The sequence below is a fragment of the Streptomyces gottesmaniae genome, from assembly GCF_031845845.1.
Lineage (GTDB): Bacteria > Actinomycetota > Actinomycetes > Streptomycetales > Streptomycetaceae > Streptomyces > Streptomyces akebiae.
Genome location: NZ_JAVRFJ010000067.1, coordinates 1 through 15,160, shown reverse-complemented (window position 1 = coordinate 15,160; position 15,160 = coordinate 1). Strand labels below are relative to the sequence as shown.

Below are 15,160 nucleotides of genomic sequence, written 5' to 3'. Positions count from 1 at the left end.
CAGGGTCTGATCTGATCGCGGCGATACGGCCCCGCCGAGACGTCGTGTCCAACGTCTCGGCGAGGCGTCCGCAGGTGGCCGAGCGCCCGTCGGCCTGCTCCATGGCGCCGTCGGTCACCTGTCTGCCGCAGGCCGAGCGCGGGGCGAAGTCATGCCAGAGACGTCCAAACGCTCTTGACCTCGGTATACAGGTCGAGCGCGCCGCTGCCCATCTCGCGGCCCCAGCCGCTGGCCCCGAAGCCGCCCCAGGGGGCCGAGGCGTCCACGGGGTTGGGCATGTTGACGAAGACCGTGCCGGCGCGGATGTTCCCGGCGACGCGGTGGGCGGTGGCCACGTCACGAGTCCGGACGGCGGCGGCGAGGCCGTATTCGGTGTCGTTGGAGCGGGCAACGGCCTCGTCCTCGTCGTCGTAGGGGAGCGACCCGTCGCCCAGATCCCGTATGGGCCCGTCCTCGCCGAGGAGGACGTGATCGGGACCGAGGTTCGAGCCCTCGCCGACCGCGGGGCACACCGCGACCTGATCGACGTGTTCGCTGCTTCCCGCCGCTGGACGACCGCCGAGCTCGACGAGTTCGGCCGCCGCCACGCCCGCGGCCGCTTCGAGCGCGATGACCTCCAGGCGAACCTCACCGGCGCCGATTGCACCGACGACGAAGCCTTCACCGCCTACGGCCTCGACGTCGCCACGATCACCGCTCCCCGCACCTGGGCCGAAGTGCTGGTCAGGGGATCAACGGAGACGGGTGGACGAGATCCCTCGCACTACTCTCTTCCCAGGGACTCCCCAGAGCCGATTCTGGCCCGCTCCATGACCGGTGCGGGAGCGAAGGCCGCAACAGAATTGATCTCGGCAAGAGAGGCTCAGAGCCAGTCCCGCCGCTTGAAAATCACGTACAAACTTGCGCAAACAACCCCCATGAGGCCGATAGCGAAGGGATATCCGAAGCTCCAGCCCAATTCGGGCATGTGCTCGAAGTTCATGCCGTAGATCGTTCCCACCAGCGTGGGAGCAAACAGGATCGCCGCCCACGACGAGATCTTCTTGATCTCCTCGTTCTGCTCGAACCCCGCCTCCGCCAAGGCGCGCATCTCCGCGTTCTGTTGCTGGGTGACGAGGGTGGCGTTGACCGTGAGGATCTCCGTGAGGGCCTGGCGGAAGCCGTCGACGCGTTCGCTGGTGTGGGTGACGTGGTCGGCGACGTCGCGGAGGTAGCGCTGGAGTTCCTCGTCCGTCTCGTACTTGGTGAAGCCGGCCATCAGCCCGTGCAGCATGCCGACGAGGGGGCGCGTGGCGCGCTGGAACTCGACCATCTCGCGCGAGAGTTCGTAGATGCGGCGGGAGACCTCCGGATCGCCGCGGAAGACCTCCGTCTCGATCTCGTCGACGTCGTTCTGCACACCGGCCACGACGGGCGCGTACCCGTCGACCACCGTGTCGAGGATGGCGTAGAGGACCGCCTCGGGGCCCAGCTTCAGCAGCTCCGGTGTCTCCTCCATCCGGCGGCGCACCGCCGACAGATCGGGTGCCGCCCCGTGCCGGACCGTGATGACGAAGTCCGGCCCCACGAAGACGTGCAGCTCGCCGAAGTCGACCTCCTCCTGTGCGTCGAGGTAGCGCGCGGCGCGCAGGACGACGAAGAGGGTCTCGCCGTAGCGCTCCAGCTTGGGGCGTTGATGCGCCTCCATCGCGTCCTCGACCGCCAGCGGGTGCAGGTCGAACTCGGCGGCCAGGGAGAGGAGTTCGGTCTCGGTCGGGCGGGCCAGCCCGATCCACGCCATGCCGTCCGGGGCCCGGCGCAGTTCGCGGAACGTGTCCGCGAGCGTGCCCGGGGAGGAGACGCGTACACCGTCCTGGTACACCGCCGCCTCCACCACGCTGGCCGCCCGCTCGGCCGCTGCGGACGGGGCCGCGTCCGGGATCGGTGCCGTCGGCCCGGCGGGTGGTGTCGGCGAAGGGGGCAGCGCACGGCGCCAGGCCGCCTTCCGGCTGCCCTTGGGGGTGGTGCCGGTGCTCTTCGCGGCCGGGCGGGCGCGTCGTCGATCGGCCATCGCGGATGCCTCCCGAGGTGCGCGGACTCGTACGAGTGTGTGATCACCGAGCAGGATACGAGCAGGATATACGGGGCAAACACCCCGGGGGTGGTGGCCGAGACGCCGGAAGTCCGCCTGCCCCGCCAAAGGCACCACTGCCCGGGCTTCCGGACTTGGAACCGAGGAACGAAGCACGAACGCAGCGCGAACGGAAGCGGGAACGAAGCGGGTACGAGCGGGAACCGAGCAGGAGTGAAGCCGGAGTCGTGAATCAGGAGTGAAGCCGGAGTCGTGAGTCGGGAGTGAAGCCGGTGTCGTGAATGTCGAGCCGGAAACGCGGGCCGAAATCCGGCCTCTAGGACAGAACCTGTCCGCCATGCCCGCTAGCGTGCACAGCATGACGAACAAGGCGCCCCAGACCGTCGCTCCCCGGCTCGGCACCCGCGCTCTCAACCGCGCGACCCTCGCACGTCAACTCCTCCTGAGCCGGGCGGAGATGTCCGCCCGCGACGCCGTCGAGCACCTCCTCGGCCTCCAGGCGCAGAACGTCCAGCCGCCCTACTACGCGCTCGCGGCCCGGCTGGACGGGTTCACCCCCGAGCAACTGTCGGCGCTGATGGCCGATCGGCAGGTCGTCCGCATCGTCAGCATGCGGTCCACGATCCACACGCACACCGCCGAGGACTGCCTCACCCTGCGGCCGTTGGTGCAGCCGGCCCGGGAGCGGGAGCTGAACCTGTTCCGCAAGGGGCTGGTCGGCGTCGATCTCGACCGGCTGGAGACCATCGCCCGCGAACTCGTCGAGGTCGAGCCGCGCACCCTGAAGCAGTTGCGGGAGGCCCTGGTCGTGGAGTGGCCCGACGCCGACCCGTTCGCCCTCGGTCTCGCCGCACGCTGTCGGCTGCCGCTCGTGCAGGTCACCCCGCGCGGGCTGTGGGGGAGGAGCGGGCAGGTCGCGCTGACCACCGCCGAGCACTGGCTCGGCCGGCCCACCGAAGAGGCCCCGGCACCCGAAGCGGTGGTCCGGCGCTATCTCGCCGCTTTCGGGCCCGCCTCCGTGAAGGACATGCAGACCTGGGCCGGACTGACGCGCCTGCGCGAGGCGTTCGAGCGGCTGCGCCCGGAGCTGGTCACCTTCCGGGACGAGAGCGGCGTGGAGCTCTTCGACCTCCCGGACGCGCCCCGCCCGGACCCGGAGACTCCGGCACCGCCCCGGCTGCTGCCCGAGTTCGACAATCTGCTTCTCTCCCACGCCGACCGTTCCCGGGTCATCCCGCCCGACCTCAAAGGCCGTTCGTGGCAAGGGAACCAGGCCTACCGCACCTTCCTCGTCGACGGATTCCTGGCCGGTGTCTGGAAGCTCGACGCCGACGTCCTCACCCTCCAACCCTTCGGACGCCTCACCGGGCCGCAGCGGACGGAGCTGGTCGAAGAGGCGGGCCGCCTGCTCGAAACGCTGCACGGCGGCGGCTCCTACGACATCCGCTTCGGCACCGTGACGGCCGCCGACCGGTGACCCGGAGGTGCCGTCACACAGTGGAGAGGGGGCGCCCCGAACCGCTCGTGGCAGGTTCGCGGCGCCCCCTGGTATCACCTGAGGGAGTGCCTCAGGAGTCCGTGGGCCGACTTCTCCCCGTCAGGAGTTGACCTGCGTGGCCACCGTGTTGGAGAAGGTCGTCAGCCGGGTGTAGATACCGGGGTACTGCGCGTCGGCGCAGCCGTAACCCCAGGAAACGATGCCTGCCAGGACGCCCCCGATCATCAGGGGACCGCCGCTGTCGCCCTGGCAGGTGTCAACGCCGCCGGAGGAGTAGCCGGCGCAGACCATGGAGCTCGCGATGAACTCGGAGCCGTAGGAGCTGGAGCTGCCGCAGACCGAGTCGGCCACGACCGGCACGGTCGCCGTGCGCAGCTGGTTGGAGGAGGAACCGCCCGAGGAGGTGGTGCCCCAGCCGATGATGCGGGCGGTGGTGCCGGCCGCGTAGACGCCCGTCTGGGAGGCGCTGACGTAGGGCACCGTGGTGTACGGCTGCGCGACGGCGAGCGTCAGCACGGCCACGTCGCTGGTCATCGTGGAGCTGTTGTAGCTCGGGTGGATCCAGATCTTGCTGAGCGTGCTGACGGTGCCGTTCGTGCCGTTGCGGTAGGTGCGGCCGCCGACGACGCGGGTGTTGGAGGTCGTTCTGCCGACCATGCAGTGAGCGGCGGTGATCACCTTCGTGGGCGACACCAGGGTGCCACCACAGAACTGGCTCTGCGAGGCGTTCGTGATCTGCATGACGTACGGGTACGCGCTCGCGGTGGTGGTGGTCCCACCCACGATGGGCTGGGGAGCGGCGACGGCGCCGGGCGCGGTCAGCAGCGCGCCGGCGGCAGCGGCGGCGGTCGCGGCGGCGGCGACCATCAACTTCTTGGCGCGGTTGAACCCGAACATGGTTCTCCTCATGGGGGGTTGCCGGTGGGGGACGCGCGGGTGGGGGGATGGTGCACAGAGCCTGCGATGCCGCCCCCGCTCGGGGGAGCCGAGCGGGGGCGGCGGGCCGGTCTGTGTGCCCTGGCGTGCGGCACGTCACAAAAAATAGGAGCCGGAGTGATCCTCTCCCAAGGGGGGATCCCCCTAAGGGAGTTGGGGAGGGAAAACCCTCGATGACCCGGGCCGGGGTTTGAGCCTAGGCTGGAGCCGCAAGGTCGCGCCGCCCGCACGGATGCCCCCGAAGCGCGCCGGACGAGAAGCAGACGGGAATGTGACGACAGGGCCCAGGTCCCGGCAGGGGCTCGTCAGCCCGTCCCGGGGAGGTCAGTTCGTACGGTGTCCCGCCGCCAGACGCACGATGTCCACACGCGACCGGATGCCCAGCTTCCGGTAGACGCGGGTGAGGGTCGCCTCGACCGTCTTCACGCTGATGTACAGCCGGCCGGCGATCTCCCGGTTGGTGGCGCCCTCCATGACCAGCTCGGCGACCTGACGTTCCGTCGCGGCGAGCACGGCGAGGGCGTCCAGCGCCGACGGGGCGATCGCGGGCTGCGGCGGGGGCGCGGGGACGACCGAGGCCTCCTCCACCTGACGCAGCCACGGCAGGGCACGGCACCGGCGGAACAGCCGGGACGCCTCGTCGTACGAGCCGGGCGGGGGCGTCCCCGGTCGGGCGAGCCCCTGCGGCTGGGCGCGCAGCCCTGCCAGGGCGTACGCGGCCCGCGCCTCCTCCAGGCCGTAGCCCAGCTTGGCGAGCCGGTCCTGAGCGGACGTCAACTGCCTGATGGCGGCGTCCTGTTCACCCCGCGCCGCCCGCACCAGGGCCTCGGCGCGGTCGAGGACGGCGAGCACGCTCTCCCGGCCGAGCCGCAGCGCCTGCTGCCGGGTGACGTCGATGACGTCCTGCGCCTCCGCCAACTCGCCCACCCGCACCAGTGCTTCGGCGAGATCGCCGTGCCACCGGCCGCGCGCCGGGTCGTTGACCCCCAACCCGTCCTCCAACTCCCGGACGCGACGCAGGGACTGGACCGTCCCGGGCGCGTCCCCGGCGACCAACTGGGCGTGCCCGAGGGCGCCCAGGGCGCGGGAGAGATACATCAGGTCGCCGTCCCGCTCCGCGCGACCGGCGGCCTCGCGGGCCAGCCCACGGGCCCGTTCCACATCACCGCCGGCGGCCTCCGCGAGCGAGGTGAGCATGGCGGACGCGCCCTCGCCGATGCCGGAGTCCCGGGCCAGGACATAGCCCTCGCGGGCGAGGTCGAGGGCCCGGCCGCAGTGCCCGGAGCGCAGTTCGGTCTCGGCGAGGAAGCGCACGTAGTGCACCTCGCTCTCGACCATGCCGCGCCGACGCACCTCCCGCAGCAACGAGGTGATCGTGGCGCGGGCCTCGCCGAGCTGGTCGCTCATCATCAGCCAGCGGAAACGGGTCGCGCCCGCCCCGTTGTGGTGACAGGCGAGCTGCGGGTCCTGGGGCTCCTTCAGCGCGCGTTTGATCGTCATCGGGGCGTCGGGGTGGCCCATCAGGATCTCGGCCTGCGCCTGGAAGGCGAGCGCGAGGAGTTCGGTGCGCCGGTCCTCGGCGCGTCCGGCCAGTTCCGCCGCGCGCGCGGCCTCCTCCCGGCTCTGCGCGAAGTCGCCCTCCAGGACCAGCGCCCGCCAGGCCAGCTGGTAGCGGACCAGCCCGAGCAGCCGTGGGTCGTCGCCCGCGTCGGCGAGGACCTGCGGGTAGACGGCGTCGACCTCGGCGAGGGACTGCCCGGCCGCGTCGATCACCACCATCCAGGCCCGGACCCGCTCGGCGGGCTCGGTGGCGCGGGTCAGCACCTCACGGGCGATGTCCCGGCCGAGGTCGTTCTCCCCGGCGGTCAGCGCGTCCTCGGCCGCCTGCAGCCGCCGCTCGTCCGGACCCGGTGTCGCGTCCGCCGGGGTGTGCCGGGCCGAGAGCAGCCCCAGCTCGGCGGCGACCGAGGGCGCGCCCCGGTCCCGGGCCACGGCAGCGGCCTCGCCGAGCCGTGCGGCCACCTGCGGGTCGGTGCCCTGGGTGGCCAGCGCCAGGTGCCTGGCCCGCTCGATGGGGTCGACGGCGGCGGTGGACAGCGCGGCGTGGGCGGCACGCCGCTCCTGTGCGGTCGCCTCGGCGTACAGCGCGGCCGAGACCAGGGGGTGCGCGAACCGTACTCCGGGGCCCTCCCGCTCCGGCGCGAGCAGGCCCAGCTCGACGGCCCGCGCGGTCTCCGCCTCGGCGTTCTCCCGCCCGGCGGCGCGCAGCAGCGCCACGGTGGGCCGGGCACCGGCGCTGGCGACCAGCAGGGTGCGGCGGGCCTCGGCGGGGAGCATGTCCAGCCGGTTCAGGACCAGGGTCCGCAGCGAGGTGGGCACGGGCAGCGGCTCGCCCGGACGCGGCGGGGTCGAGCTGTCGGCGAGGGCGCGGCCCAGCTCCAGCGCGAACAGCGGGTTGCCGCCGCTGGTGCGGTGGATGTCCCGCACGGTCGAGCGGGGCAGACCGGTGTAGCCGCGGTTCTCCAGCAGCTCGGCGACGTGCGCGCGGGACAGCGGGGCGACCCGGAGGGCGAGGGTGTCGGGCGGGGACGCGCGTAGATACCTGTCCTGCTCGTGGCCGTGGGGGTCCGTCGAGGTACGCACGGCGCACAGCATCCGCACGGGCATCTCGCCGAGCCGCCGCGCGGCGAAGCCGAGCAGCTCCACACTGGCCGGATCCAGCCACTGCAGGTCGTCGGCGACGATCAGCACCGGGCCCTTGGTGGCCAGCGCGCGCAGCGTCGACAGCACGGCCAGCCGCAGGGCCAGCCCGTCACGCTGGAGCGTGGACTCGCCACGGCCGGTGAGCGCGGACTCCAGCGCGGTGCGCTGCGGCGCCGGCAGCTGGTCGGACACCTCGTCCATGACCAGCCCGAGCAGGTCGGTCAGGGCGAGGAACGGCAGATGGGACTCGGACTCGGTGGCCGAGCAGCGCAGCACCGTCCGTGCCGATTCGTCGTATTCGGCGGCCAGGGCGCGCAGGACGGTCGATTTCCCGATGCCCGCGGAGCCGTGCACAAGCACGCTGCCGCCGCGTGAAAGCTGTTCGCGCGCCCCGGCGAACAGCTCCTCCCTGCCTATGACCAGGTCGGGGCGGGGTCTCCCAGGCTCCTTGAACTCCCGTCGCACGGGCCACCGCTCCCCTCGAGTGTCGTGTCCGGGCCAATATTAGGCGTCCAGTCTTTGAATTTCGGAACGCGGCCCGGTGTGGGAAATAACAGGAAGGGTACGGCATAGGGAATTTCACAGGCCCGTTACATGAATGCTTCCGGTGCACGGCGGTCGTGCCCCGAAGGGGCGCGGGACCGTGACCTGTGCGACGCCGCCGCGTGGACGCGACCAGCCCACTTCGCTACGGCAACAACCCCGCCCGGCGGGCCGCCACCACCGCTTCCCACCGACCGTGCACCCCGAGCTTCCGCATGGCCGAACCCAGATACGCCTTCACCGTCTCGGGGCGCAGCCCCAGACGGTCCGCGGCGACCCGGTTGCTCGCACCCGTCGCGACGCAGGCCAGCACGTCCGTCTCACGCGGCGTGAGGGCGACCCGGGGACCGTCGGGCGCGGCGCCCTCCCCGTCGGTCACGCCGGCGAGGCGCCCGCACACCCGCAGCAGCTCGGCCCGCAGCTCCGGATCGTTGACGCGCGGAGCGAGCGCGCGCAGCTCCCCGTGGGCCTGACGGACCTCCTCCCACGCCCCGGCCGATTCCCCTTCGGGCGAGACGGTCGCGGCCAGCAGGTTCCGCGCCTCGTCGTGCACCACGAGCGTCTGCTCCAGGTCCCGCGCCGCCTCCAGCGCGGCCGCGACCGTGCGGTCGCCCAGCGGCTGCGCCGTGCGCAGCGCGCCGTACAGCACCCCGCGCACCTGACGCCGTACGACGACGGGGACCGCGAGGACGGAGCGGATGCCCTCGGCGGCGACCGCGGCGTCGTACTCGTGGCTGATCCGGCGCGACGCGGAGTAGTCGGTCACCCAGCAGGGGCGGGCCAGGGCCACCGCCTTGCCGCCGAGGCCGTTCCCGGAGCGCACGGCGAGACCGTGGAGCGAGGTGGTCCTGTGGCCCCGGAGTTCGCTGATGCGCAGTTGCCCGGCTCCGGGCTCGACGAGCCCCGCGAAGGCGAGCGGCAGCCCGGTGGACTGCCGCAGCCGGTGCAGCGCGCCGCGCATGTCCGTTCGGCCCGGCCACGCCGGCCCGACGGAAACCGAGGGTTCCAGTGCCACGAACTCGCCCCTTCCGCGCGGCGCACCCCCCGTTCGGGGGTAGTGAGACGTGTATCACGCATTACACGATGAGGGGCAACGGTCCGGCAATGAGGAGGACACATGTCGGCGAGGACGAGCGCCACGGAGGAGTTCCGGGCGGCCCGGGACTTCTTGCTGGCGCATCGCGAGGACTACGCCACGGCCTACCAGGGTTTCGTCTGGCCCCGCCCCGAGTACTTCAACTGGGCGCTCGACTGGTTCGACGTGATCGCACGTGGGAACGATCGCACGGCCCTCCACATCGTGGAGGAGGACGGCTCCGAGACCCGTCTCTCCTTCGCCGAGATGTCCGAACGCTCCTCCCGTGCCGCCAACTGGCTGCGGGACCGGGGCGTTCGCGCCGACGACCGCATCCTCGTGATGCTCGGCAACCAGGCGGAGTTGTGGGAGACCGCACTCGCCGCGATGAAGCTGCGCGCCGTCGTCATCCCCGCCACCCCGCTGCTCGGCCCCGGCGATCTGCGTGACCGGGTGGAGCGCGGCCGGGTCCGGCATGTGATCGTGCGGGCCGAGGACGCGCCCAAGTTCGAGGACGTGCCCGGTCGTTACACCCGCACCACGGTCGGCGGCACGGTCGACGGCTGGCGGCCGTACGAGCAGGCCTACGCGGCCCCCGCCCGCTTCGAGCCGAACGGCGCGACCAACGCCACCGACCCGCTGATGCTGTACTTCACCTCGGGCACCACCGCCCGGCCCAAACTGGTCGAGCACACCCATGTGTCGTATCCCATCGGCCACTTGGCCACCATGTACTGGATCGGTCTGCGCCCCGGTGACGTCCACCTCAACATCTCCTCGCCCGGCTGGGCCAAGCACGCCTGGTCCAACCTCTTCGCCCCGTGGAACGCGGAGGCGACCGTCTTCCTCCACAACTACGCCCGCTTCGACGCGAGCCGGCTGCTCGCGGAGATGGACCACGCGCGCGTCACCACCTTCTGCGCCCCGCCCACCGTGTGGCGCATGCTCATCCAGGCCGACCTCTCCCGGCTGCGGACCCCGCCGCGCGAGGTCGTCGCCGCCGGGGAGCCGCTGAATCCCGAGGTCATCGAGCAGGTCCGCCGCGCCTGGGGCGTCACCGTCCGGGACGGCTTCGGCCAGACCGAGACCGCCGTCCAGGTCTCCAACAGCCCCGGGCAGAAGCTGAAGACCGGTTCCATGGGCCGGCCGGCCCCCGGTTACAAGGTCGTTCTCCTCGACGTCGTCACGGGTGCCCCGGACGCCGACGAGGGAGAGATCGCCCTCGACCTCTCCAACCGCCCCGTCGGGCTCATGACCGGCTACCACGGGGACCCCGACCGGACGGCGGAGGCCATGGCCGGCGGCTACTACCGCACCGGCGACATCGGCTCCCGGGACGAGGACGGCTACCTCACCTACGTGGGCCGCGCCGACGACGTCTTCAAGGCCAGTGACTACAAGATCAGCCCCTTCGAGCTGGAGAGCGCGCTGCTGGAGCACGAGGCGGTCGCCGAGGCGGCCGTGGTGCCGGCCCCGGACGAGGTGCGGCTCGCCGTGCCGAAGGCCTACATCGTGCTCGCGGCCGGCTGGGAGCCGGGCCCGGACACCGCGAAGGTGCTCTTCGAGCACTCCCGCACCGTCCTCGCTCCCTACAAGCGCCTGCGCCGCCTGGAGTTCGGAGACCTCCCGAAGACCGTCTCCGGCAAGATCCGCCGCATCGAACTGCGCGAGGCAACGGCCGCGGGCTCGGACGCGGAATACCGCGAGGAGGACTTCCGATGACTTCATACACGCACGGGACGAGCGGGACCGCGCTGCTCGGCGACACCATCGGTGCCAACCTCGACCGGGCCGTCGCCGCCTGGCCGGACCGGGAGGCGCTCGTCGACGTGCCGTCCGGGCGGCGCTGGACGTACGCGCGTTTCTCCGCGGACGTCGACGCGTTGGCGTACGCGCTCCTCGCGAGCGGCGTCGCCAAGGGCGACCGGGTGGGCATCTGGGCGGTCAACTGTGCCGAGTGGGTGCTCGTGCAGTACGCCACCGCCCGCATCGGCGCGATCATGGTGAACATCAACCCGGCCTACCGGACCCACGAGGTCGAGTACGTCCTCCAGCAGGCCGGGATCTCGTTCCTGTTCGCGTCCCTCCGTCACAAGACGAGCGACTACCGGGCGATGATCGAGCAGGTGCGCGGCACCTGCCCGCGCTTGAGGGAGACCGTCTACATCGGTGACCCGAGCTGGGACGCGCTGGTCGCGCGCGGGACGCCGGTGCCGTACGAGGACCTGTCCTGCGACGACCCGATCAACATCCAGTACACCTCGGGCACCACGGGCTTCCCCAAGGGGGCGGCCCTCTCCCACCACAACATCCTCAACAACGGCTACTTCGTGGGGGAGTTGCTCGGCTACGGCGAGCAGGACCGGATCTGTGTGCCCGTTCCCTTCTACCACTGCTTCGGCATGGTGATGGGCAACCTCGCGGCCACCTCGCACGGCGCCTGCGTCGTCATCCCCGCCCCCTCCTTCGACCCGAAGGCCACCCTGGAGGCCGTCCAGCAGGAGCGCTGCACCTCCTTGTACGGCGTACCGACCATGTTCATCGCGGAGTTGAACCTCCCCGACTTCGACGCGTACGACCTCTCCTCCCTGCGCACCGGGATCATGGCGGGCTCGCCGTGTCCGGTGGAGGTGATGAAGCGGGTCATCGCCGAGATGAACATGACGGAGGTCTCGATCTGTTACGGCATGACCGAGACCTCGCCCGTCTCCACCCAGACCCGGCGCGACGACGATCTGGAGCACCGCACCGGAACCGTCGGCCGCGTCCTGCCGCACATCGAGGTGAAGATCGTCGACCCGGTGACGGGCGTGACCCAACCGCGCGGCAAGGCAGGGGAGTTGTGCACCCGTGGCTACAGCGTGATGCTCGGCTACTGGGAGGAGCCGGAGAAGACCGCCGAGGCCGTCGACGCGGGGCGGTGGATGCACACCGGGGACCTCGCGACGATGCGCGAGGACGGGTACGTCGAGATCGTCGGCCGGATCAAGGACATGATCATCCGGGGTGGCGAGAACATCTACCCGCGCGAGATCGAGGAGTTCCTGTACGGGCACCCGAAGATCGCCGACGTCCAGGTGGTGGGCGTGCCGCACGAGCGGTACGGCGAGGAGGTGCTCGCCTGCGTCATCCCGCGCGAGAGCGCCGAACCGCCCACTCTGGAGGAGCTGCGGGCCTTCTGCGAAGGGCGGTTGGCGCACTACAAGATCCCCAGTGCGCTGCGCATCCTGGACGCCTTCCCGATGACGGTGTCGGGGAAGGTGCGGAAGGTCGAACTGCGCGAGTGGTACGCCGCGGGGTAGCCGCGTGACCACATGGCCGGGGTGGGGCGGGGGCCGCGTGCGCTTCGTGTGCGGCGCGGTCGTCGGTCAGGCCCTCGCGCCGGTGGCCACCAGTTCCGTCGCCGCGCGGTTCACCGGCTGCGGGGTGCCCGTGAGATCCAGGACGAACAGGGAGACGCCCAGGCCGTCGGCGCGGTCGCGGGCGTCGTTCGCGTACCCGGCGAGGGAGAAGTAGGCGCAGTCGGTGGACTCCGTCATGGCGGTCAGCCAGAGGCACTCGACATCGCGCGGCGAGGCCGGGCGCACCGACGGGTCCACCTGGACCAGGACCCCTCGCGCGGCCAGCCCGATCCCCGAGGGCTGGCGCTGGTCGGCGCGGCGGATGTCCTGGTACCCCAGCCAGCGCAGATAGAGGGCGACGGCGGTGACCGCGTCGCGGGCCGTACGGATGGTGACGGGACGGAAGGTCGCCCGGGGGACGGTGGGTGCCCCGGGCGGGTCCTCGGTGCCGTCCGGGCCCAGCGGCCGTAAGGCGCCGGCCACGGGTACGCGCAGGACGGTCCCGCACGAGCAGCCCAGCTCCGGGTGGGGCCACTGGTCGGCGCGACCGCAGTTCCCGCAGCGGACGGTGACCCAGTCCTCGTCCCAGGTGTGGTGGGTGACCGCCGTGGGGGCGGCGCGGTGGTTCAGCGCGGGCGCGACCGGGGCGCCGCACGCACAGGGGTAGGCCGGGGCGGCGTACTGGTGCTCCCGCCCGCAGTCCGGGCACCGCACCGCCATGCTCTCGCTCATGCTCCCCACCCCACCGCCGGGCCCGTCGAAAACGCCCCCTCATCGTCCTCCAGGCAGGGCTGCTCCGGCAGGGAAACACCCCGAGAAGGTCCGGTGGATGCCACGGCCCACGCCCTTGACGCTCCTTGGCCCGACCCCTACATTGCTTCCAGATAGTAGAAAATGTTTTCCACAATGTGGAAATTTCAGTCTGTAGTCATCACACGACGAGATCACGGAAGTGCTCACCGCGGGGCGCGACGGGAGCGCGAGTCCGGCACCTGGAGCAGGAGTACGCAATGGCTCGTATGACCGCTGCCCGCGCGGCAGTCGAGATCCTCAAGCGCGAGGGGGTCCGTGACGCGTTCGGGGTCCCCGGCGCGGCGATCAACCCCTTCTACGCGGCCCTGCAGGCCGCCGGCGGGATCCAGCACACCCTCGCCCGGCATGTCGAGGGCGCCTCGCACATGGCCGAGGGGTACACCCGCACCCGTCCAGGGAACATCGGTGTCTGCGTCGGCACCTCCGGGCCCGCCGGCACCGACATGATCACCGGGCTCTACTCGGCCATCGGTGACTCCGTCCCGATCCTCTGCGTCACGGGCCAGGCACCCACGGCCGTGATCCACAAGGAGGACTTCCAGGCGGTCGACATCGCCTCCATCGCCAGGCCGGTCACGAAGATGGCCGTCACCGTCCTGGAGGCCGCCCAGGTCCCCGGCGTCTTCCAGCAGGCCTTCCACCTCATGCGCTCCGGCCGTCCCGGACCCGTCCTCGTCGACCTGCCCATCGACGTCCAGCTCACCGAGATCGAGTTCGACCCGGACACCTACGAGCCGCTCCCGGTCTACAAGCCGGCCGCCACCCGCGCCCAGATCGAGAAGGCGATCGGGCTGCTGAACGCCTCGCAGCGGCCGCTGATCGTGGCCGGCGGCGGGATCATCAACGCCGATGCCTGCGAACTCCTCGTCGAATTCGCCGAGTTGACCGGTGTGCCGGTGGTCCCCACCCTCATGGGCTGGGGCAGCCTGCCCGACGACCACGAGCTGAACGCGGGCATGGTCGGCCTCCAGACCTCGCACCGCTACGGCAACGCCACCTTCCTGGAGTCCGACTTCGTCCTCGGCATCGGCAACCGCTGGGCCAACCGGCACACCGGGAGACTGGACGTCTACACGGCCGGACGCACGTTCGTGCACGTAGACATCGAGCCCACCCAGATCGGCAGGATCTTCGCCCCCGACTACGGCATCGCCTCCGACGCCAAGGCCGCGCTGGAGCTGTTCGTCGCGGTGGCACGGGAGTCGAAGGCGGCGGGCCGGCTGCCGGACCGCTCCGCGTGGGCGGCCGACGCGCAGGACCGCAGGGCCCGGCTGCAGCGCCGCACGCACTTCGACGACATCCCGATCAAGCCCCAGCGCGTCTACGAGGAGATGAACAAGGCCTTCGGCCCCGAGACCCGTTACGTCTCCACCATCGGCCTCTCCCAGATCGCCGGCGCCCAGATGCTGCACGTCCACCACCCGCGCCACTGGATCAACTGCGGCCAGGCGGGGCCGCTCGGCTGGACGGTCCCGGCCGCGCTCGGCGTCGCGAAGGCCGACCCGGAGGCGTCCGTCGTCGCCCTCTCCGGCGACTACGACTTCCAGTTCATGATCGAGGAGTTGGCCGTCGGGGCGCAGCACCGCATCCCGTACGTCCACGTCCTGGTCAACAACTCCTACCTGGGCCTCATCCGCCAGGCCCAGCGCGCCTTCGACATCGACTTCCAGGTCAACCTGGAGTTCGAGAACGTCAACTCGCCCGAGCTGGGCGTCTACGGCGTCGACCACGTCAAGGTCGCCGAGGGCCTCGGCTGCAAGGCGATCCGGGTGACCGACCCGGCCGACCTGGGCGCCGCCTTCGAACAGGCCAAGAAGCTCGCGGTGGAATACCGGGTGCCGGTCGTCGTCGAGGCGATCCTGGAGCGCGTCACCAACATCTCGATGTCCACGACGAACGACATCGGCAACGTGGTCGAGTTCGAGGAGATCGCGACGGAGCCGGGGCACGCGCCCACGTCGATCAAGCGGTTGCGGGTCTGAGGGGCTCGGAGGGGCTCTGAGAGGCGCCGGGTGATCGGCTGCCGAGCGGGAGAGCGCGAGAGCGGGGAGGGGAGGAGGGGAGAGGGGGAGAGGGGGCACGGAGAAGGGAGGCCTTGCGGCGGCGCGACCTCGCGTGATGCGAGCCGCTTTGCCGCGCCGCCGCGCTCGGCCTCCCCCGTCTCCCCGGTTCACCCCCGC

At 71.4% G+C, this 15,160-nt stretch carries 10 protein-coding genes and 1 pseudogene; 5 read left to right on the top strand and 6 right to left on the bottom strand.

What is annotated here, in order from left to right; genetic code table 11:
• Nucleotides 1–149 precede the first annotated feature (149 nt).
• Entirely contained in the window at nt 150–512 is a 363-nt protein-coding gene (locus RM704_RS42940; protein WP_107072379.1) for an aldehyde dehydrogenase family protein, read from the bottom strand.
• Here RM704_RS42940 and RM704_RS42935 point away from each other — a divergent pair.
• A pseudogene (locus RM704_RS42935) lies at nt 420–713 on the top strand (hypothetical protein); the annotation flags it as partial. The gene RM704_RS42940 and the pseudogene RM704_RS42935 overlap by 93 nt on opposite strands.
• A 149-nt stretch (nt 714–862) precedes the next feature.
• Here the strand turns inward: RM704_RS42935 and RM704_RS42930 are convergent.
• Nucleotides 863–2,050 (bottom strand): magnesium and cobalt transport protein CorA, encoded by a 1,188-nt coding sequence (locus tag RM704_RS42930; protein WP_033529938.1) that lies wholly within the window; start codon nt 2,048–2,050, stop codon nt 863–865.
• Nucleotides 2,051–2,429: 379 nt separating this feature from the next.
• On the opposite strand from RM704_RS42930, the gene RM704_RS42925 reads away from it, so the two are divergent.
• The gene (locus RM704_RS42925) at nt 2,430–3,548 is read left to right on the top strand and encodes a winged helix DNA-binding domain-containing protein (protein ID WP_033530036.1); all 1,119 of its coding nucleotides are present in this window, start codon (nt 2,430–2,432) and stop codon (nt 3,546–3,548) included.
• A gap of 120 nt (nt 3,549–3,668) precedes the next feature.
• Here the strand turns inward: RM704_RS42925 and RM704_RS42920 are convergent, their stop codons facing one another.
• The 3 genes from RM704_RS42920 to RM704_RS42910 all read right to left on the bottom strand — a co-directional run bounded on the left by RM704_RS42920 (nt 3,669) and on the right by RM704_RS42910 (nt 8,766).
• Complete coding sequence (locus tag RM704_RS42920) at nt 3,669–4,466, bottom strand: S1 family serine peptidase (RefSeq protein ID WP_033529937.1); 798 nt, start codon at nt 4,464–4,466, stop codon at nt 3,669–3,671.
• A 363-nt stretch (nt 4,467–4,829) separates the two neighbouring features.
• Entirely contained in the window at nt 4,830–7,673 is a 2,844-nt protein-coding gene (locus tag RM704_RS42915) for a helix-turn-helix transcriptional regulator (protein WP_033529936.1), read from the bottom strand.
• Between the two features lie 223 nt (nt 7,674–7,896).
• A complete protein-coding gene (locus RM704_RS42910; RefSeq protein ID WP_438828992.1) occupies nt 7,897–8,766 on the bottom strand; it encodes a helix-turn-helix transcriptional regulator in 870 nt (289 codons plus the stop codon).
• A 102-nt stretch (nt 8,767–8,868) separates the two neighbouring features.
• On the opposite strand from RM704_RS42910, the gene RM704_RS42905 reads away from it, so the two are divergent.
• Both RM704_RS42905 and RM704_RS42900 read left to right on the top strand, forming a co-directional pair.
• A complete protein-coding gene (locus RM704_RS42905) occupies nt 8,869–10,548 on the top strand; it encodes an AMP-binding protein (RefSeq protein WP_033529934.1) in 1,680 nt (559 codons plus the stop codon).
• Complete coding sequence (locus tag RM704_RS42900; protein WP_033529933.1) at nt 10,545–12,128, top strand: AMP-binding protein; 1,584 nt, start codon at nt 10,545–10,547, stop codon at nt 12,126–12,128. The genes RM704_RS42905 and RM704_RS42900 overlap by 4 nt, the downstream gene beginning before the upstream one ends.
• Before the next feature lie 66 nt (nt 12,129–12,194).
• Here the strand turns inward: RM704_RS42900 and RM704_RS42895 are convergent, their stop codons facing one another.
• Nucleotides 12,195–12,899, bottom strand: a complete 705-nt coding sequence (locus tag RM704_RS42895) for a hypothetical protein (protein ID WP_192829762.1) — start codon at nt 12,897–12,899, stop codon at nt 12,195–12,197.
• A gap of 278 nt (nt 12,900–13,177) precedes the next feature.
• Between RM704_RS42895 and gcl the strand changes: the two genes are divergently transcribed.
• Complete coding sequence (gene gcl / locus RM704_RS42890; protein WP_033529931.1) at nt 13,178–14,962, top strand: glyoxylate carboligase; 1,785 nt, start codon at nt 13,178–13,180, stop codon at nt 14,960–14,962.
• Nucleotides 14,963–15,160 lie beyond the last annotated feature (198 nt).